Annotated in this window: 19 protein-coding genes; 12 read left to right on the top strand and 7 right to left on the bottom strand. The window is 71.3% G+C overall.

The window, feature by feature from the left end; genetic code table 11:
- Positions 1–162 precede the first annotated feature (162 nt).
- Complete coding sequence (locus tag ACGFZL_RS08720; RefSeq protein WP_393690165.1) at positions 163–1,830, bottom strand: fumarate hydratase; 1,668 nt, start codon at positions 1,828–1,830, stop codon at positions 163–165.
- Between the two features lie 150 nt (positions 1,831–1,980).
- Here ACGFZL_RS08720 and ACGFZL_RS08725 point away from each other — a divergent pair, with 150 nt between their 5' ends.
- Together ACGFZL_RS08725 and ACGFZL_RS08730 are read left to right on the top strand one after the other, a co-directional pair.
- Positions 1,981–2,655, top strand: a complete 675-nt coding sequence (locus ACGFZL_RS08725) for a DUF1707 domain-containing protein (RefSeq protein ID WP_393690166.1) — start codon at positions 1,981–1,983, stop codon at positions 2,653–2,655.
- Positions 2,656–2,760: 105 nt separating this feature from the next.
- A complete protein-coding gene (locus ACGFZL_RS08730) occupies positions 2,761–3,126 on the top strand; it encodes a WhiB family transcriptional regulator (RefSeq protein ID WP_355174349.1) in 366 nt (121 codons plus the stop codon).
- A 172-nt stretch (positions 3,127–3,298) separates the two neighbouring features.
- On the opposite strand, the gene glpX is transcribed toward ACGFZL_RS08730, so the two are convergent.
- Positions 3,299–4,333, bottom strand: a complete 1,035-nt coding sequence (gene glpX, locus ACGFZL_RS08735; protein WP_393690167.1) for a class II fructose-bisphosphatase — start codon at positions 4,331–4,333, stop codon at positions 3,299–3,301.
- Positions 4,334–4,458: 125 nt separating this feature from the next.
- Here glpX and ACGFZL_RS08740 point away from each other — a divergent pair, with 125 nt between their 5' ends.
- The gene (locus ACGFZL_RS08740) at positions 4,459–4,992 is read left to right on the top strand and encodes a DUF4245 domain-containing protein (protein ID WP_355174345.1); all 534 of its coding nucleotides are present in this window, start codon (positions 4,459–4,461) and stop codon (positions 4,990–4,992) included.
- Between the two features lie 78 nt (positions 4,993–5,070).
- Here ACGFZL_RS08740 and ACGFZL_RS08745 read toward each other — a convergent pair whose 3' ends face one another.
- A complete protein-coding gene (locus ACGFZL_RS08745; protein WP_355174343.1) occupies positions 5,071–5,661 on the bottom strand; it encodes a malonic semialdehyde reductase in 591 nt (196 codons plus the stop codon).
- 154 nt (positions 5,662–5,815) lie between these two features.
- Between ACGFZL_RS08745 and ACGFZL_RS08750 the strand changes: the two genes are divergently transcribed.
- Positions 5,816–6,031: a DUF4287 domain-containing protein gene (locus ACGFZL_RS08750; protein ID WP_393690168.1), complete on the top strand. Its 216-nt coding sequence runs from the start codon at positions 5,816–5,818 to the stop codon at positions 6,029–6,031.
- 47 nt (positions 6,032–6,078) lie between these two features.
- On the opposite strand, the gene ACGFZL_RS08755 is transcribed toward ACGFZL_RS08750, so the two are convergent.
- From ACGFZL_RS08755 to ACGFZL_RS08765, 3 genes are all read right to left on the bottom strand, one after another.
- Entirely contained in the window at positions 6,079–6,345 is a 267-nt protein-coding gene (locus ACGFZL_RS08755) for an exodeoxyribonuclease VII small subunit (protein WP_393690210.1), read from the bottom strand.
- A 21-nt stretch (positions 6,346–6,366) separates the two neighbouring features.
- Entirely contained in the window at positions 6,367–7,575 is a 1,209-nt protein-coding gene (xseA, locus tag ACGFZL_RS08760; RefSeq protein ID WP_393690169.1) for an exodeoxyribonuclease VII large subunit, read from the bottom strand.
- An 82-nt stretch (positions 7,576–7,657) separates the two neighbouring features.
- Entirely contained in the window at positions 7,658–9,043 is a 1,386-nt protein-coding gene (locus tag ACGFZL_RS08765) for an APC family permease (protein ID WP_393690170.1), read from the bottom strand.
- A gap of 116 nt (positions 9,044–9,159) precedes the next feature.
- Between ACGFZL_RS08765 and ACGFZL_RS08770 the strand changes: the two genes are divergently transcribed.
- The 4 genes from ACGFZL_RS08770 (at position 9,160) to ACGFZL_RS08785 (ending at position 12,740) form a co-directional block, all read left to right on the top strand.
- Positions 9,160–10,176 (top strand): 4-hydroxy-3-methylbut-2-enyl diphosphate reductase, encoded by a 1,017-nt coding sequence (locus ACGFZL_RS08770; RefSeq protein ID WP_393690171.1) that lies wholly within the window; start codon positions 9,160–9,162, stop codon positions 10,174–10,176.
- A gap of 52 nt (positions 10,177–10,228) precedes the next feature.
- Entirely contained in the window at positions 10,229–10,969 is a 741-nt protein-coding gene (ppgK, locus tag ACGFZL_RS08775) for a polyphosphate--glucose phosphotransferase (protein ID WP_393690172.1), read from the top strand.
- A gap of 77 nt (positions 10,970–11,046) precedes the next feature.
- Positions 11,047–11,640, top strand: coding sequence for a nuclear transport factor 2 family protein (locus ACGFZL_RS08780; RefSeq protein WP_355174329.1), 594 nt, complete (start codon positions 11,047–11,049; stop codon positions 11,638–11,640).
- Positions 11,637–12,740, top strand: coding sequence for an amidohydrolase family protein (locus tag ACGFZL_RS08785; RefSeq protein WP_393690173.1), 1,104 nt, complete (start codon positions 11,637–11,639; stop codon positions 12,738–12,740). The genes ACGFZL_RS08780 and ACGFZL_RS08785 overlap by 4 nt, the downstream gene beginning before the upstream one ends.
- A gap of 6 nt (positions 12,741–12,746) precedes the next feature.
- Here ACGFZL_RS08785 and ACGFZL_RS08790 read toward each other — a convergent pair whose 3' ends face one another.
- Positions 12,747–13,373 carry a DUF6542 domain-containing protein gene (locus ACGFZL_RS08790; protein ID WP_393690174.1) on the bottom strand — a complete coding sequence of 209 codons (627 nt, stop codon included), beginning with the start codon at positions 13,371–13,373 and terminating at the stop codon, positions 12,747–12,749.
- 198 nt (positions 13,374–13,571) lie between these two features.
- Between ACGFZL_RS08790 and ychF the strand changes: the two genes are divergently transcribed.
- The 4 genes from ychF (at position 13,572) to ACGFZL_RS08810 (ending at position 18,694) form a co-directional block, all read left to right on the top strand.
- Positions 13,572–14,660 carry a redox-regulated ATPase YchF gene (gene ychF, locus ACGFZL_RS08795; RefSeq protein WP_393690175.1) on the top strand — a complete coding sequence of 363 codons (1,089 nt, stop codon included), beginning with the start codon at positions 13,572–13,574 and terminating at the stop codon, positions 14,658–14,660.
- Between the two features lie 579 nt (positions 14,661–15,239).
- Positions 15,240–16,901: a CDP-glycerol glycerophosphotransferase family protein gene (locus tag ACGFZL_RS08800; RefSeq protein WP_393690176.1), complete on the top strand. Its 1,662-nt coding sequence runs from the start codon at positions 15,240–15,242 to the stop codon at positions 16,899–16,901.
- A gap of 3 nt (positions 16,902–16,904) precedes the next feature.
- A complete protein-coding gene (locus tag ACGFZL_RS08805; protein ID WP_393690177.1) occupies positions 16,905–17,621 on the top strand; it encodes a 2-C-methyl-D-erythritol 4-phosphate cytidylyltransferase in 717 nt (238 codons plus the stop codon).
- Positions 17,621–18,694: an NAD-dependent epimerase/dehydratase family protein gene (locus ACGFZL_RS08810; RefSeq protein ID WP_393690178.1), complete on the top strand. Its 1,074-nt coding sequence runs from the start codon at positions 17,621–17,623 to the stop codon at positions 18,692–18,694. Before ACGFZL_RS08805 ends, ACGFZL_RS08810 begins: the two co-directional genes overlap by 1 nt.
- The last annotated feature ends 130 nt before the right edge of the window (positions 18,695–18,824 follow it).

Here is an 18,824-nt window from a genome sequence, read left to right on the forward strand (position 1 = left end):
TGAGGCGACGCGAATGTTCCGCCGATCCAGCCCCTCCGGCGTTTGAGGAGCGGGGTCCGGGGCGGAGCCCCGAGGCGGGGCGGGGTCGAAGGGGCGGAGCCCCTGGAGGAGGGACGGGTAGGGGCGGCGGGGGCGAGATCCGTCCCCGCCGCACCCGGCCGACTACGCCAGCCCCGGCCCCCGCACCGGAATCGACGTGAACGTCGGCGCCGGCGCCGGGTCCTGGAAGAAGTCGTCGCCCTTGTCGTTCACCACGACGAACGCCGGGAAGTCCTCGACCTCGATCTTCCAGACGGCCTCCATGCCCAGCTCCTCGTACTCGACGACCTCGACCTTCTTGATGCAGTCCTGCGCGAGCCGCGCCGCAGGCCCGCCGATGGACCCGAGGTAGAAGCCGCCGTGCTCGGCACACGCGTCGGTGACCTGCTTGCTGCGGTTGCCCTTGGCCAGCATCACCTTGGAGCCCCCCGCGGCCTGGAACTGCGCCACGTAGGAGTCCATGCGCCCGGCGGTGGTCGGGCCGAAGGACCCCGACGCGTACCCCTCGGGCGTCTTCGCCGGACCGGCGTAGTACACCGGGTGGTCCTTCAGGTACTGCGGCATCTCCTCGCCCGCGTCCAGCCGCTCCTTGATCTTCGCGTGCGCGATGTCACGGGCGACGACCAGCGGCCCGGTCAGCGACAGCCGGGTCTTGACGGGGTGCTTGGCCAGCTCGGCGAGGATGTCGTCCATGGGCCGGTTGAGGTCGATCTTGACCACGTCACCGTCCGACTCGAGGTGCTCGTCGGTCGTCTCCGGCAGGAACCGCGCCGGGTCGGTCTCCAGCTGCTCCAGGAAGACCCCCTCGGCGGTGATCTTCGCGACCGCCTGCCGGTCGGCCGAGCAGGACACCGCGATGGCGACCGGGCAGGACGCGCCGTGCCGGGGCAGCCGCACCACGCGCACGTCGTGGCAGAAGTACTTGCCGCCGAACTGCGCGCCGATGCCGATCCTCTGCGTCAGCTCGAAGACCTTCTCCTCCAGCTCCTTGTCCCGGAAGCCGTGCCCGAGCGCCGAGCCCTCGGCGGGGATCTCGTCCAGGTAGTGCGCGGAGGCGTACTTGGCGGTCTTCAGCGCGTACTCGGCGCTGGTGCCGCCGACGACGATCGCCAGGTGGTACGGCGGGCAGGCGGCCGTGCCCAGCGAGCGGATCTTCTCCTCCAGGAACCTCATCATGGAGGACTCGTTCAGGACGGCCTTGGTCTCCTGGTAGAGGAAGCTCTTGTTGGCCGAGCCGCCGCCCTTGGCCATGAACAGGAACTTGTAGGCGCCGCCGTCGGTGGCGTACAGCTCGATCTGGGCGGGGAGGTTGGAGCCGGTGTTCTTCTCCTCCCACATGGTGAGCGGCGCCATCTGCGAGTAGCGCAGGTTCAGGTTCTGGTAGGCGTCGTAGATGCCGCGGCTCAGCGCCGCCTCGTCGCCGCCCTCGGTGAGCACGTGCTGGCCGCGCTTGCCCATGACGATGGCCGTGCCGGTGTCCTGGCACATCGGGAGCACGCCGGCCGCCGCGATGTTCGCGTTCTTCAGCAGGTCGAGCGCGACGAACTTGTCGTTGCCCGACGCCTCCGGGTCGTCGACGATCCGGCGCAGCTGGGCGAGGTGGGCCGGGCGCAGGTAGTGCTGGATGTCGTGGATCGCCTCTTCGGCGAGCTTGCGCAGCGCCTCCGGCTCCACCTTGAGGAAGGTCCGCCCGTCCGCCTCGAAGGTGGACACGCCCTCGGACGTCACCAGCCGGTAGGGGGTGGTGTCCTCGCCCTGGGGGAGCAGATCGGTGTACGCGAACTCAGGCATCGCAGCCCATTCCTCACTCTGACAGACAGCGGCCCGCCGACACTGGCGAGCCCCACCAGCGTAGAACCCGCCGCGCGGCCGGCGCGGGTGAGGTAAGGCTCAGTCGTGCGGGGAGTGTCGCGTTCTATCGTGTGTGGGTACGCTGCTGTCGTGGACCTTCAGAAGCAGACCGCCCCCGCGCCGGCCACGGAGCTGCGCGCCTCGGACGCCGACCGCGACCGCATCGCCGACATCCTGCGCGACGCCCTCGCCGAGGGGCGGCTGACCGCCGAGGAGCACGCCGAGCGCGTGGAGGGCGTGCTGGCCGCCAAGACGGTCGGCGAGCTGGACGCCTTCGTCCGCGACCTGCCCGCCGGGCACACCCCCCGGACCTCCGCCGCCCCGCCGCACCGCCCGGCGGCCGACGCGGTCCCGGCCGTCGCCGACGAGAACGTGGTGGCGGTCCTCAGCAGCGCCGTCCGCCGGGGCCGCTGGCGCGCGGGGCGCCGCATCCACGCCTACGCGGTGTTCGGCAACGTCGAGATCGACCTCAGCGAGGCCATCTTCGAGCACCAGCAGGTCGTGATCAAGGCCCTGTCGGTCTTCGGCAACGTCGAGATCGACGTCCCGGAGAACGTGTCGCTGCGCGGCACCGGCGGCGGCGTCCTCGGCAACTTCGACGTGCACCCCCTGGACGCGTCCGACACCGACGCGCCCGTGGTCTACGTCGACGGCTGGGCCGTCCTCGGCAACGTCGAGGCGCGGGCCAAGCGGGGCCGGTTCGTCGCCGACATCCTGGAGCGGGTGCAGCGCAAGGTCGACCGGAGTCTGCGCAAGGCCCTGTGAGGAAAGGGGTGTTGGCGGGCGCCAACTCTGTGCATAGGCGCGCGCACAGCGGGTAGGTCTCGACGCGTCGTCTCTCGCTCGCGAAGCCGTCGTCAGGAGTAGACCGTGCTGCAACCGCCGCGTCCGACCCTCCAGGTAGCCGCCGTTCCGGCCCAGCGGGAGCCCGCGCGGGACAGGGACCAAGACGCTCCCTGGCACACCGAGGCGGTGTGCCGGCGCGACGAGGCCGGCCTGTTCTTCGCCCCCTCCAAGGAGCCGACCGCCGCGCGCCTGTCCCGCGAGGAGGCGGCGAAGCGGGTCTGCGCCCGGTGTCCGGTCATGGTCGAGTGCCGCGAGCACGCCCTGCTCCAGCCCGAGCCCTACGGCGTCTGGGGCGGCCTGACCGCCGCCGAACGCCGCGTGGTCCTGGCCCGGCGCCGCCGCCGCGAGGTCGAACTGAAGAAGCAGACCCGCATAGCGGCGGCGGGCTGACAGAGGCCTGGCCAGTAGGGCTGTCAGGGGCGCGGGGCTGTGACATGTGCGGCTCCGCTACCAGGCGCTCCGGACGGCGCAGCCGTCCAGGGGCGCGGGGAACTGCGCGACCAGCCACAACGCCCCCGCAGTCGCGATCGATCCGCAGCCCCCCACCCCCTGGGCGCCGAAACTACTTAGCCCGCTCGAAGTCGATCGCGCTGTACGCCCGCAGCTTGCTCAGCCGATGCTCGGAGCTGATCCGCCGCACCGTGCCCGACTTCGACCGCATCACGATCGAGTCGGTCGTCGCGTTCTCCGACCGGTACCGCACCCCGCGCAGCAGCTCCCCGTCCGTGATCCCGGTCGCGACGAAGAACACGTTGTCCCCCGACACCAGGTCGTCCGTGGTGAGCACCCGGTCGAGGTCGTGCCCCGCGTCCACCGCCCGCTGCCGCTCCTCGTCGTCCTTGGGCCACAGCTTCCCCTGGATGGTGCCGCCCAGGCACTGCACCGCACAGGCCGAGATGATGCCCTCCGGCGTCCCCCCGACCCCGAGCAGCAGATCGATCCCCGTGCCCTCGCGGAGCGCGAGGATGGATCCGGCCACATCACCGTCGGAGATGAGCTTGATCCGCGCCCCGGTCTCCCGGACCTCCTTGATCAGCCTCTGGTGCCGCGGCCGGTCCAGGATGACGACGGTGACGTCCTCCGGCGTGGACCGCTTGGCCTTGGCGACCCGGCGGATGTTCACCGACACCGGCGCGTCGATGTCGACGAAGTCGGCCGCCTCGGGCCCGGTGACCAGCTTGTCCATGTAGAAGACGGCGGACGGGTCGAACATCGACCCGCGCTCGGCCGCCGCGAGGACCGCGATCGCGTTGGTCATGCCGTTGGCGGTCAGCGTGGTGCCGTCGATCGGGTCGACCGCGATGTCGACCTCGGCCCCGGTGCCGTCGCCGACCCGCTCCCCGTTGAAGAGCATCGGGGCCTCGTCCTTCTCGCCCTCACCGATGACGACGACGCCGTTCATCGAGACGGTCTGGACGAGGGTCCGCATGGCGCGTACCGCGGCACCGTCGGCGCCATTCTTGTCACCGCGCCCGACCCACCGCCCCGCGGCCATCGCCGCGGCTTCGGTGACCCGCACGAGTTCCATGGCGAGGTTGCGGTCGGGGGCCTCGGAGGGGACGTCCAGTTCGGACGGCAGATGATGATGCTCGGTCATCGGAGCGCACCTTTCTGATACGACGACGGCCGGATGAGGGTATGGCCCCGACTCTATCGTCAGTCCGACAAAATGAGCAGGGGACCCCACGTATGAGCGGACCGGGCACCTGCGACGATAGGGGGGTGGCAGGAAGCAACGGCAAGCAGAAGTCCGCCCGGGACATGGTCCTCTCCCTCGGGCTCATCGTGCTCGCGGCGGGCGTCGTCTGGCTCTTCATCCCGCACCAGGACGGCAAGCCCGACGTGAAGCGCGTCGACTACCGGGTCGAGCTGCTCACCGCGCGCCGCGCCGCGAGCTACCCGGTGGCCGCGCCGGAGGGGCTGGCGAAGGAGTGGAAGCCCACCTCGGTCCGCTTCCGGGGCGAGGCCCACGACGCCTGGCACCTGGGCTTCAGCGCCCCGGACGGCGAGTACGTGGCGGTCGAGCAGTCCACCGACAAGCCGGCCGTCTTCATCGACCAGGCCAGCCAGGGCGGTCGGGCGACCGAGCGCACCGAGAAGATCGACGGCCGCACCTGGACCCGGTACGAGGGCGGTCGCTACGACGCGCTGGTGCTGCGGGACACCGGGGGCGTCAAGGGCGCGACGACGGTGGTGGCGGGCACGGGGTCCTTCGCGCAGCTGCACCAGATGGTGTCGGCGCTGGAGCTGCGCTGACAGCGGCGCCCCCCCCGCGAGCGCGAATCAGCCCCCGGCGAGAACGCCGGGGGCTGATGCATGTGCGGGGTGCGCGACTCAGACGGTCGTGACGACGTCCTCGTACGCAAGGCGCGGGGAGCGCGGGAACCAGGCGTCCGGGCCGGGGCGGCCGATGTTGACGATCATCAGCGGGGTGTGGTCGTCGTCCAGGAACTCCTTCTGGACGCCCGCGAAGTCGAAGCCGGTCATCGGGCCGGCGGCCAGCCCGGCGGCGCGGACGCCGACGATGAAGTACCCGGCCTGCAGGGCGGCGTTCAGACCCGCCGCGCCCTCACGGGCCGGGCGCTCGCTGAAGAAGGCGTCCTTGGCCTGCGGGAAGTGCGGGAAGAGCTGCGGCAGCTCCTCGTGGAACTCGTTGTCCGCGGAGAGGATCGCGACCAGCGGGGCGGTGGCGGTCTTCGGCCGGTTGCCCTCGGCCATCAGCGGGACCAGGCGCTCGCGGGCCTCGGGGGAGCGGACCAGGGTGACGCGCAGCGGCGACTGGTTGAACGCGGTCGGCCCGTACTTGACCAGGTCGTAGATCGCCTGCACCTGCTCCTCGGTCACCGGCTCGTCGGTGAAGGTGTTCGCGGTGCGGGCCTCGCGGAACAGCAGGTCCTGGGCGGCGGGGTCGAGAACGAGAGACATGCGTGATCTTCCTCAAGACGTGCGTCGGCTCGAAGCGGAGCCGTGAACGGGACCGACCTTACGTCAGATATGTTCAACGTTCAACAAATGAAGTGTGGTGCGCATCACAGCGTGGTGCCGATGCGTCGACCGCCCGGCGCCGGTCCTATCCGACATGACGACCGACACGCCCAAGGGCCCCGCCAGCTACTTCCCGGCCATCGAGAAGAAGTACGGCCGCCCGATCACGGAGTGGCAGGACCTGATCCGCTCCTCGCCGCTCACCAAGCACATGGAACTGGTCACCTGGCTCAAGACCGAGCACGGCCTCGGCCACGGCCACGCCAACGCCCTCGTCGCCCACACCCTCGCCGAGGACAGCGGGAAGTGAGCGGGTCCTGAGGGGCTGAGCGACTGAGGGGCTGAGCGACTGCCGGGCTAAGGGGCCTCTTCGCCGGGGGCCTCCGCGTCCGCCTCCGCCGCCTCCTCCTCGGCCAGCGCCGCGTCCAGGCGGGCGCGGGCGCCCCGCAGCCAGCGGCGGCAGACCTTGGCCAGCTCCTCGCCCCGCTCCCACAGGGCGAGGGACTCCTCCAGGGTCGTGCCGCCCGCCTCCAGGCGCCGCACGACCTCGATCAGCTCGTCCCGCGCCTGCTCGTACCCGAGCGCCTCGGACACCGCCGCCGACTGCTCCACCTCGCTGGTCACCTCGCTGGTCATCCACCCACCTTACGTATCGACCCGAACGGAGAAATCGCCCTCGGCGACCCGGGCGCGCAGCTCCTCGCCGGGGGTCACCTCGCCGGGGTCGCGGACGGCGTGGCCGTCGGCGCGCTGGAGCACCGCGTACCCGCGCTTCAGGGTCGCGGCGGGGGAGAGGGCCACCACGCGCGCGTGCGTGTGCGTCAGCTCGGAGTCGGCCCGGTCCAGGCCGTGGCCCAGGCAGCGGCGGGCCCGGTCGAGGAGGGCGGCCACCTGGTCGGCGCGCTCGTCCAGCATCCGGTGCGGGTCCTGTATCGACGGCCGGGCCAGCGCGTGGGCCAGGCCGCGCTCCTCGCGGTCCACGAACGCCGCCACGCAGCGCCGCGCCCGGTCGCGCAGCTGCCGTACCCGCTCGGCCTCCTCCCCGACGTCCGGCACGACCTTCTTGGCCGCGTCGGTCGGGGTGGAGGCGCGCAGGTCGGCGACGAGGTCGAGCAGCGGGCTGTCCGGCTCGTGCCCGATCGCCGAGACCACCGGCGTACGGCACCGGGCGACCGCCCGCACCAGCTGCTCGTCGGAGAACGGCAGCAGGTCCTCCACGCTGCCCCCGCCGCGCGCGACGACGATCACGTCCACGCCCTCGTGCGCGTCCAGTTCCTCCACCGCCCGCACCACCTGCGGCACGGCGTGCACGCCCTGCACCGGGACGTTGCGCACCTCGAAGCGGACGGCGGGCCAGCGGTGCCGGGCGTTCTCCAGCACGTCCCGCTCGGCCGCCGAGGCCCGGCCGCAGACCAGGCCGATCAGCTGCGGCAGGAAGGGCAGCGACCTCTTGCGCTCCGGCGCGAACAGGCCCTCCCGCGCGAGCGACTTCTTCAGCTGCTCCAGGCGGGCGAGCAGCTCCCCCACGCCCACCGGCTTGATCGCGGACGCCCGCAGCGACAGCTGCCCGCGCGGCGCGTACCACTCCGGCTTCGCCTGCACGACCACCCGGGCGCCCTCCCCGACCACGTCCGCGACCGCGTCGAAGACCTGCCGGAAGCAGGTGACGCCGACCGAGATGTCGTGCGACGGGTCCCGCAGCGTCAGGAACACCACCCCGGCGCCCGGCCGCCGCGACAACTGCGTGATCTGCCCCTCGACCCACACCGAGCCGAGCCGGTCGATCCACCCCCCGATCAGCCGCGACACCTCGCCGACGGGCAGGGGCGACTCCGGGGTCGAGTTCACAGCCATGCGCCCGAGCGTAACGGCCGGGTACGACAACGCCGGGCGGGCCGGCACCGGGGACGGCGGCGCCCGGCCGCTGCCGCGGGCCTCAGCCGGGCGTGTCGGCCGTCCGGCGCCGGCCGCGCGACTGGGCCGCCAGGACCACCAGGCCGACCGCCAGCCAGATCGCGCCGACCACCTGCGCGGTGCCGGACGCCTCCACGATCACCGCGACGGTGATCGCGGCGCCGAGCACCGGGACCAGGACGTGCCGCCACCAGCTCACCGGGCCGCCCGCGCGGCGCACCGCGAACCAGCCCACCACGCTCGCGTGCAGCAGCGTGAAGGCGGTCAGGGCGCCGACGTCGACCACCGACACCAGCTGGTCGAGACCGTCGTCGCGCCGGGCCGCCCACACCGCCGCGACCAGCGTGATCACGGCGGCGACCAGCAGCGCGAGGCGCGGTACGCCGCCGTTCGTGCGGGACAGCGCCCCGGGCAGCCGCCGGTCGCGCCCCATGGCGAACAGCAGCCGCCCGGCCGCCGCCTGCCCCGCCAGCGCGGCGAACGCGGCGCCGATCGCCTTGCTCACCGCCACCAGGTCGTGCAGCCAGCCGCCGACCGAGGCGTCCACGGCGTCGTAGAACGCCGAGCCCTGCTTGACCGGGTCGGCGGCCAGCCGAGCCGACGAGACCGGCTCCAGGAGCGCCGCCAGGTAGGTCTGCGCCACGAACAGCACGCCCGCGAGGGCCAGGCAGAACAGCAGCGCCCGCGCCACCTTCGCCGACCCCCCGGTGACCTCCTCCGCGAACGAGGCGATCGCGTCGAAGCCCAGGTACGACAGGACCGCCACCGACACCGCGCCGACCACCGCGGAGAGCGCGAACGCGCCCTGCGTGCCGTCCCCGGACAGCGGCGACAGCCAGCCGCGCTCGGCGCCGTCGCGCGCGAGGACCACGATCGCCGAGGCCACGAAGACCAGCAGCACCACGATCTCCAGCGCCAGCACCAGGAAGCCCACCCGGGCCGCCGCCCGCACCCCCCACAGGTTCAGCGCCGTCGTGATGACGACGGCGAGAGCCGTCCACACCCAGCGCGACACGTCCGGGACCAGGGCCTCCATGGCGATGCCGGAGAACAGGTACGCCACCGCCGGGATGAGGACGTAGTCCAGCATCGCCATCCAGCCGGCGATGAACCCCGCCCCGCCGCCGAGCCCCACGCGCGCGTAGGCGAACACCGAGCCCGCTTGAGGCACCACCCGGACCATCTGGGCGTAGCTGAATGCGGTGAACGCCATCGCCACCGTGGCGATCAGATAGACCAGAGCCACCGCCCCGTGCGACTTGGCGTCCAGCGTGCCGAACACCCCGACCGGCGCCATGGGCGCGATGAACAGCAGCCCGTAGACGACCAGGTCGCGGAAGCCCAGGCTGCGCCGCAGGCCGCGCTCCTCCCCGGCCTCGCCCTCCGCCGTCGTACCGGTCTGCGCCATCGTGCCTCCGCCAGTGCCTCGCTCGGTTCCGGACGTACTGGTTCCGGACGTACCCGTCAGTCTCCCCGCCGACGCCGTCCACAGGCGATCTACGACCCGCCGAACGCGGCCTTACGATGGGTGCCATGACTGCTTCGACCGGCCGCCGTGTCCTGCTCGCCGCCCCCCGTGGCTACTGCGCGGGCGTGGACCGCGCGGTGATCGCCGTCGAGAAGGCGCTGGAACAGTACGGGGCGCCCGTCTACGTCCGGCACGAGATCGTCCACAACAAGTACGTCGTGCAGACCCTGGAGAACAAGGGCGCCGTCTTCGTCGAGCGGACCGAGGAGGTCCCCCCGGGGAACATCGTGATGTTCTCCGCGCACGGCGTCGCCCCCGTCGTCCACGAGGAGGCCCAACGCGGCCGGCTCGCCACCATCGACGCGACCTGCCCGCTGGTCACCAAGGTCCACAAGGAAGCCGTCCGGTTCGCGAGCGACGACTACGACATCCTGCTCATCGGCCACGAGGGCCACGAGGAGGTCATCGGCACCTCGGGCGAGGCCCCCGACCACATCCAGCTGGTCGACGGCCCCGAGGACGCCGCCAGGGTCGAGGTCCGCGACCCGTCCCGGGTCGTCTGGCTGTCCCAGACCACGCTCTCCGTGGACGAGACCATGGAGACCGTCGACGCGCTCAAGGACAAGTTCCCGCAGCTCATCTCCCCGCCGAGCGACGACATCTGCTACGCCACGCAGAACCGCCAGCTCGCGGTCAAGCAGATGGGCGCCGAGGCCGAGCTGGTGATCGTCGTCGGCTCCCGCAACTCCTCCAACTCCGTGCGCCTGGTCGAGGTCGCCAAGCAGGCCGGTGCGCGCGCCGCGTACCTGGTCGACTTCGCGAGCGAGATCGACGAGGCATGGCTGGAGGGCGTCTCCACGGTCGGCGTCACCTCCGGCGCCTCGGTGCCCGAGGTGCTGGTCGAGGAGGTCCTGGAGTGGCTCACCGGGCACGGGTTCTCGGACGTCGAGCTGGTCAGGGCGGCCGAGGAGTCCATCACCTTCTCGCTGCCCAAGGAGCTGCGCCGCGACTTGCGCGAGGAGGCGGCGTCGCTGGTGGCGGAGCGGGGCGGCACGGGCGCGTCCGGATCGTAGGACGCCCGCCGTCCGGGTGATGGCCGCGGGTCCCGCGTCGTAACGTGGGGCCATGCAGATCTTCGGTGTGGACATCGGCGGTTCCGGCATCAAGGGTGCCCCGGTCGATCTCGACAGGGGCGACCTCGCGCAGGAGCGCCACAAGGTACTGACCCCGCACCCGGCCACGCCGGACGGCGTCGCCGACGGGGTCAAGCAGGTCGTGGACCACTTCGGCTGGACCGGCCCGGTCGGCCTGACCTTCCCCGGCGTGGTCACCGGCGGCGCCACCGTCCGCACCGCGGCCAACGTCGACGGCAGCTGGGTCGACACCGACGCCCGCGCCCTGTTCAGCGAGCGTCTCGGCGGCCTGGACGTCACCGTGGTCAACGACGCGGACGCGGCGGGCGTCGCGGAGATGTCCTTCGGCGCGGGGCGCGGCCGGCGGGGCACGGTCGTCCTGCTCACCTTCGGCACGGGCATCGGCAGCGCCGTCTTCGCCGAGGGAGTGCTCGTGCCCAACACCGAGCTGGGCCACCTGGAGCTGGACGGGCACGAGGCGGAGAAGCGGGCCTCCAGCAAGGTGAAGGAGGACCACGACATGTCGTGGGAGCACTGGGCGCACCGGGTGCAGAAGTACCTCGCGCACGTGGAGATGCTCTTCTCGCCCGAACTGTTCATCATCGGCGGCGGCGTCAGCCGCAAGGCCGACAAGTTCCTGCACCACATCGAGGGCATCCGCGCGGAGATCCTCCCCGCGCAGCTCCAGAACAACGCGGGGATCGTGGGCGCGGCGATGCGGGCGGCGGGCTGAGGTCCCATCGCCAAGACCGATCGATCCATCACATCTAGCGGTTTGACCTCACACGGTACCGGGCCGACGCTGGAGTCATGAACGCGTACTTGCAGGACAAACAGGACATCGCCGACCTGATGACCGGATGGATCCACCGGGACCTCGGACAGTGGGACGAGCTGCGGGGACTGTTCCACCCGGACGCCCGGATCGAGATCACCTGGTTCGAGGGCCCGGCGCAGGAGTTCGTCGACGCCTCGGCGCGGATGGGAGCCTCCGACTTCCGCACCAAGCACCTGATCACCACGCCCGTGGTGACCTTCTCGCCCGACGGCTCACGCGCCGTCAGCGAGACCAACGCCGTCATCATCGGCGAGAACGGCGGGCTCCGCCTGGGGTGCGAGAACCACAACCGCTTCATCGACCGCCTGGAGAAGCGGGACGGCGTCTGGCGCATCCTCGACCGCAAGAGCGTCTACGACTTCGGCACCTTCACCTTCCCCTCCGGTCTCGTGGAGGTCGACCGGGCGGCCGTGGACCGCTACCCGCGCGAGTACGCGCCGCTGGCCCACCTGCTGGAGAAGAGCGGCTTCCCCGTCCGCCGCGTCTTCGCCACACGGGGCAGCGACCTGGAGCGCGACATCAAGGAGACCGCCACCGACTGGCTGCACGGGAAGAGCGAGGCATGACGACCACCACCGTCACCGGGGTCGAGGTGTTCGACGGCACCGAGCACCTCGACGGCACCTGGGACGTCACCTTCGACGAGAACGCCGTCACCGCCCTGAGCCCGGCCGGCACCCACCGCGTCGAGGGCCCCGCCGTCGACGGTGCGGGCGCGACCCTGCTGCCCGGGCTGATCGACGCGCACGTGCACTTCCTGGACGCCGGGGAACTCACCGCGCTCGCCCGCGCCGGCGTGACCACCGCGCTGGACATGGGCACCTGGCCGCCGCCGTTCGTGGCCGCGCTGCGGGCATCCCGGGCGGGTGCCGACATCCGCAGCTGCGGCGCCCCGATCGCCGGCCGCGGCGGCCCGCACGCCCGCATCCCCGGCTTCCCCGCGGACAGCCTGGTGTCCACCGCGGAGGAGGGTCGCCGCCGCGTGGCGGCCCGGGTCGGCGAGGGCGTCGACTACATCAAGCTGGTCCTCGAACCCGACGGGGCGGGCGGCCCCGACGCGGCCACGGCGAAGGCCGTGGTGGAGGAGGCCCACGCGGCCGGGCTCCGGGTGGTGGCGCACGCCAGTCACACCGGTGCCGTGGCGCTCGCGCTCGAGGCCGGGGTGGACGTCCTCACGCACGCTCCCCTCGACGCGGTCCTCGCCCCGGACCTGGTGCGGCAGCTCGGCGGGCGGGAGTCCGGGCACGTCGTCGTGCCGACGCTGACGATGATGCGGGGCGTCGCCCGCAACCTCGGCAACCCCGCCGTCGACTACGCCCACGCCCGCGACACGGTGACGGCGCTGCACCGCGCCGGCGCCGTCCTCGTCGCCGGGACCGACGCCAACCGCGCGCCCGGCGTTCCCGCCGCGGTGGCGCACGGCAGCAGCCTCCACGACGAGCTGGCCCTCCTCGTGGAGGCCGGCCTGAGCCCCGTCGAGGCGCTGCGCTCCGCGACGAGCACGGCCGCGGCGGCCTTCGCCCTGCCCGACCGCGGGAGCATCCGCCCGGGCCTGCGCGCCGACCTGCTCCTCGTCACCGGCAGCCCGGCCACGGACATCACGGCGAGCCGTGCGGTACGCGGGGTCTGGACGGCGGGCCGGCCCGTGGACCTCGACACCCCCTAGGGGACCTCAGGAGACGCTCGCCGCCCCGGTCGCCGTGCGCCTGCGGGCGGCGGCGGTCCGGCGGCGGCGCAGCAGGCGGATCCGGCGGACCAGCACCCCGGCCCCGGCGACCAGCGTGCCGCCGTACAGCCACCCCGCCTCGGTCGCCAGCCCGGTGACCAGGCCCATCAGCCGCGCCCCGACCCCGCCCGCCCCGCTCTCGGCGACGGTCGTCAGGCCCACGGCGAAGCCGATCGGCACGACGACCGGCGCGGTCAGCAGATCGCCCCGGCGCACCCAGAGCGCGGTGAGCGCGCACACCGGCACGAAGAGCACCCCGTACACGGTGAGGGAGGCGCCGAACAGCAGCCGGTCCAGATAGCCGAGGACCAGCATCGCCGAGGCGCAGAACAGCCCGGTGCCGAGTCCCGTCAGCCGGGGGTTCGGCATCGCGCGCAGGGCTCGCAGCGCCCGCGGCACGAGCGGCGCCCGGCGGGCGGCCGGCCGTGCGGGGGCGGCCGGCGCGGCGCGGGGCCCGCGGCCCGCCCCCCGCCCCTGCGTCGGCAGCGGCGCCCGGCCCGGCCGCCGCACGCCGTACGGCACGATGTCCTGCCCGTCCCACTGCTGCGCGGGTCGCGTCCTGTAGTGCTCCACCGGACCAACTTAGGTCGGTTTATGTGCCGAATAGGCTGTTGGACACGCCGTCGGACCGGACCGGCCAGCCGTTCGACGCCACATGGGGCCCGGTCCGGGCACCCCGTAGACTGGTGGATCGGTCCTGCCCGGCCGCCCCGGCCCCCATCTGGTCCGCTCTGGTCCGCCTCCGCATCCTCACGTACGGGAAGTCGCAACGTGTCGCTCACGATCGGAATCGTCGGTCTGCCGAATGTCGGCAAGTCGACCCTGTTCAACGCCCTGACCAAGAACGACGTGCTTGCGGCCAACTACCCGTTCGCCACGATCGAGCCCAATGTCGGCGTGGTCGGCGTCCCCGACCCCCGCCTGGCGAAGCTGGCCGAGCTGTTCTCCTCGGAGCGGGTGCTGCCGGCCACGGTGGACTTCGTCGACATCGCGGGCATCGTCCGCGGCGCCTCGGAGGGCGAGGGCCTGGGCAACAAGTTCCTGGCGAACATCCGCGAGTCCGACGCGATCTGCCAGGTCATCCGGGCCTTCAAGGACGAGAACGTCGTCCACGTCGACGGCAAGGTCTCGCCCAAGGACGACATCGAGACCATCAACACCGAGCTGATCCTCGCCGACCTCCAGACCATCGAGAAGGTCCTCCCGCGGCTCCAGAAGGAGTCCCGGATCAAGAAGGACGTCGCCCCGAAGGTCAAGGCGGTCGAGGAGGCCAAGGAGATCCTGGAGCGGGGCGACACGCTCTTCGCCCACGGCATCGCCCAGGGCACCGAGCGCGACGCGCTCCTGCACGACCTGCACCTGCTCACCAGCAAGCCCTTCCTCTACGTCTTCAACGTCGACGAGGACGAGCTGGTGGACGAGGACTTCAAGAACGCCCAGCGCGCCCTGGTCGCCCCCGCCGAGGCGATCTTCCTCAACGCCAAGCTGGAGGCGGACCTCGCCGAGCTGGACGAGGAGGAGGCCCTCGAACTCCTCAACTCCGTCGGCCAGCAGGAACCGGGCCTCGCCACCCTCGCCCACGTCGGCTTCGACACCCTCGGCCTCCAGACCTACCTCACGGCAGGCCCCAAGGAGTCCCGCGCCTGGACCATCAAGAAGGGTGCCACGGCCCCCGAGGCGGCCGGCGTCATCCACACGGACTTCCAGAAGGGCTTCATCAAGGCCGAGGTCATCTCCTTCGACGACCTCGTCACCACGGGCTCGGTGGCGGAGGCCCGCGCGAAGGGGAAGGCGCGGATGGAGGGCAAGGACTACGTGATGCGGGACGGGGACGTCGTGGAGTTCCGCTTCAACGTGTAGCGGTGACGTGACGCCCCCTTCGGGCGTGGCAGGGCTGGTGGCCAACGGGGCCTTCGGGCGGTGTTGTTGCCTCGTTCGTCGCGCTTCGTGGCCGTCATCCGAACCGTGGCCGGCAGGCCAAAGGGTCCGACTCCGCAAGGGGCGGGCCCTTTGTGCATTTCCTGCAATTCTGGGGTGGCGGCATTTGTGAATTCATCGGCGGCGGTTAATTCGCTTCGGCGGGTGCGGCGCAGGGTGGCGTGAGAGTGCGGCGCAAATTGTGGAATGCTCAGCGTGACGTGCTGCGTATGCTCTGTAGTCGGTGCGCGGGCCGGCTTCGACGGGTGGCGTGACTGCAGTCACAAGCAAAGGGCGTCGGGTGTCCGGTTGGTGGGGGATGGTCGTGGTCGATGTCGGTTGGTGCCCAGGACCGGCCTGGCGTCGGCGCGACCGCGTGCACTAAGCTCCGCTGACCGTCTCATCTGGCGCTGGCAGGCTGCATCAGCCGTCGCGCGTACCTCATAGGGCGAGGCATGACGGTTCTCAACTGGAAGGACAGTAATGGCGCGTTGCTCAATTGCGGCCATATCCTGGGAGCGCGTGCATCTCACTCTGGTGGTGAACGTCTCCGGCTTCACCGGCGATCCTAGCGCTCTGCGCTTTGTCATCGTGGACAAAGACCGGGAATTCCCGGTGAACGCTCGGCAAATCGACGCCGAACAGCACCAGCTGGAGATCAACGTCACTAACTTCCGGGACCGCCGCCAGGTGCCGAACGGCACGTGGCGGATCGTCCCGGTGCTGGGTGAGGAGCGCCTGCCCGAGGCCACCTTCGACCTGACGCAGGCGGACCGGCTCGACGCCGACTCCCGCACCTTCCTGTACGACCAGAACCGCTCGGTGTACGTGATCGCGTTCGGCATCTCGGACGACGAGGACCACCCCGCGTTCCTGATGCGCACCTACCAGCTGTTCCGCGGCGGCGGCGGCAAGAAGAAGCCGGCGCGGAAGAAGCCGATCGGCCAGCGGATGGCGCTGAAGGTGCTGCCCCGCGCCCGGCGCCGCAAGCTCGCCCAGCGCGTCTACACCACGGCCCGCCGACTGAACCCGCCGCGCGGCAACCGCGTCCTGTTCGCCTCCGAGATGCGCACCGACATCGGCGGCAACCTCGCCCGCGTCCACGACCGGATGGTCGAGCGCGGCATGGACAAGACGCACACGTTCAGCCGCTCGTTCCGCGTCCCGAAGACGGCGAACAAGCGCAGCACGCTGCGCCTGATCTACCTGCTGGCGACCTCGGACACCGTCCTGATGGACGACTACTTCGGGCTCCTGGCCAACCTGAGCATCGCGCCGGAGACGAAGATCATCCAGCTCTGGCACGCGGGCAGCGGGTTCAAGGCGGTCGGTTACAGCCGCTTCGGCCGCTACGGCTCGCCCAAGCTCTCCAACGCGCACCGCAAGTACACCTACGTGATCACCGGGTCCAAGCACCTGGTGCCGGTGTACGCCGAGGCGTTCGGCATCGAGGAGTCGGCCGTGGTGCCGACCGGTCTGCCGCGCATCGACACCTTCCTTGACGAGGGCCACGCGCAGAAGGTCAAGGACGACTTCTTCGCCGCCTACCCGCAGTTCCGGGGCAAGAAGATCGTGCTGTTCGCGCCGACCTTCCGCGGCAAGAGCATCGGGGACGCCCACTACGACTACGACCGCCTCGACTTCGCGAAGCTCCACGAGGTCTGCGGCGACGAGTACGTCGTGCTCTTCCGGATGCACCACTTCATCGCCGAGGCCCCGCCGATCCCCGCCGAGTACGCGGACCGGCTGGTCGACTTCGCGGCGTACCCGGACACCAACGAACTGCTGCACGTGACCGACGTGCTCATCACCGACTACTCCTCGGTGATCTACGAGTACACCCTGCTCGACAAGCCGATCCTGTTCTACGCGTACGACAAGGACACGTACTCGGTGGTGCGCGGATTCCACCGGGACTACGACTCCGTGGCGCCCGGCAAGATCTGCACGACCTTCGACGAACTGCTCAAGGCTCTGCAGGACAAGGACTTCGACCTTTCCAAGGTCGAGGAGTTCCGGCGGGACAATTTCGATTTCGTCGACACCAACTCGGCGGACCGTGTCATCGACTGGCTGATCGTCGGTGATCACGGAAGCGAGCCGGACGGCCGCCGTCCGTGGCTCGAGCCCGTGCCGGACGACACGCCCGAGGACCAGCCGCTGAGTGACCAGTCGGAGGTATGAGTAATGAACGTCGCCCTGCTTTTCGCCGGTGGCATCGGTTCGAGGATGAACAGCCGTGCCCTTCCCAAGCAGTTCCTGGAAGTCCACGGCAAGCCGGTCATCATCCACACCCTTGAGCACTTCGAGATGCACCCGGAGATAGACGCGATAGCCATCGCGATCCTCCCGGAGTACCGCGAGCACATGACGAAGCTGCTCAACCGGTACGAGATCCAGAAGGTCAAGTGGATCGTCGACGGCGGCAGCACCGGCCAGGAGTCGCGCCACAACGCGCTGAAGACGGTGGCCGCGGAGTGCCCCGAGGACACCGTCGTGCTGGTCCACGACGGCGTGCGGCCGCTCATCGACGCCAAGCTGATCAGCTCCAACATCGCGACCGTCCTGGAGCACGGCTCGGCCATCACCTGCACCAAGTTCAACGAGACCGTGGTCTCGAGCGAGCACGACCACATCGACGACGTGATCCCGCGCGACCACATCTACGCCGCCCAGGCCCCGCAGAGCTTCCGGCTCGGCGAGATCCTCTCGCTGTACGACCGGGCGGTGGAGGAGGGCGAGCACGACAGCATCGACTCCTGCTCCCTGATGCACCGGTACGGCCGCAAGATCTACCGCGTGGTCGGCCCCCGCTCGAACATCAAGATCACGACGGCTGAGGACTTCTACCTGTGCCGGACGTACTTCGAGATCATCGAGAACCAGCAGATCGTAGGCATGTGATGTCCGTGGCCACCGTCTCCAGCCCGGTCGTGGCGCGCGACCTCGACGAGATCCTCGGCCGCGACCTGCCGTGGAGCGAGCTGGCCGGCCGCACCGTCCTGGTCACCGGGGCGAGCGGCATGCTGCCGTCGTACGTCGTCTACACGCTGCTCGCGCTCAACGACCGGCACGGTGCGGGGATCACGGTGCACGGCCTGGTGCGCAACGGGGAAAAGGCCCGGCGGCTGCTCGCCGACGTGCTGGACCGCCCGGACTTCCACCTGGTCGTCCAGGACGTGTCGGCCCCGCTGGAACTCGACGGTCCCGTCGACCACGTGATCCACGGCGCGAGCGCCGCCCGGCCCGCGCTGCACGGCAGCCAGCCGGTCGCGACGATCAAGGCCAACCTGCTGGGCACCTTCAACCTGCTCGACCTGTGTGTGGAGAAGGGCAGCCGCAGCTTCGTTCTGATGTCCTCCGCCGAGGTCTACGGCGCCCAGCCGCCGGAGACCGAGCTGATCGACGAGCAGAGCTACGGCGGCTTCGACATCCTCAACCCGCGGGCCTGCTACGCCGAGGGCAAGCGGGCGGCGGAGACCATCTGCACGACCTACCAGGCGCAGCACGGCATCGACAGCCGCGTCGTCCGGTTCGGCCACGTCTACGGGCCCGGCATGGCGCTCGACGACGGCCGGGTGCAGGCCGACTTCGCGGCGAACGTGGTGGCCGGCAAGGACATCGTGCTCAACAGCGACGGCTCCGGCGTCCGGACCTACACCTACGTGGCCGACGCCATCGCCGGGCTGTTCTACGCGCTGCTCCGCGGCGACCAGATCGCCTACAACGTCGCGGACCCGGCCGGCCTGGTGTCGATCCGGCGGCTGGCGGAGCTGTTCACCGAGGTGCGCCCGGAGCGCGGGCAGCGGCTGCGGTTCACCAACGAGTCCGACGCGCGCTCCTACAGCCTGACGAAGAAGCAGGGCCTGGACAGCGCGCGGCTCGCGGCGCTCGGCTGGAGCCCGGTGGTCGCGCTGCCGACCGGTCTCGACCGCATGGTGACGCACCTGGAGTCGACGACCGCCCAGGCCCTCTGACGCCTGCGGCGCAGTACAACGAGGTGGGGGGGGGGGGGGGGGGGGGGGGGGGGGGGGGGGGGGGCGGGCCCGCGCCCCCCCCCCCCCCGGCGGCCCGGCGCGGCCCCCCGCCCCACCCGCCCCCCCGACG

It is taken from the genome of Streptomyces sp. NPDC048182 (genome assembly GCF_043202555.1).
In the GTDB taxonomy this organism is placed as follows: Bacteria; Actinomycetota; Actinomycetes; order Streptomycetales; family Streptomycetaceae; genus Streptomyces.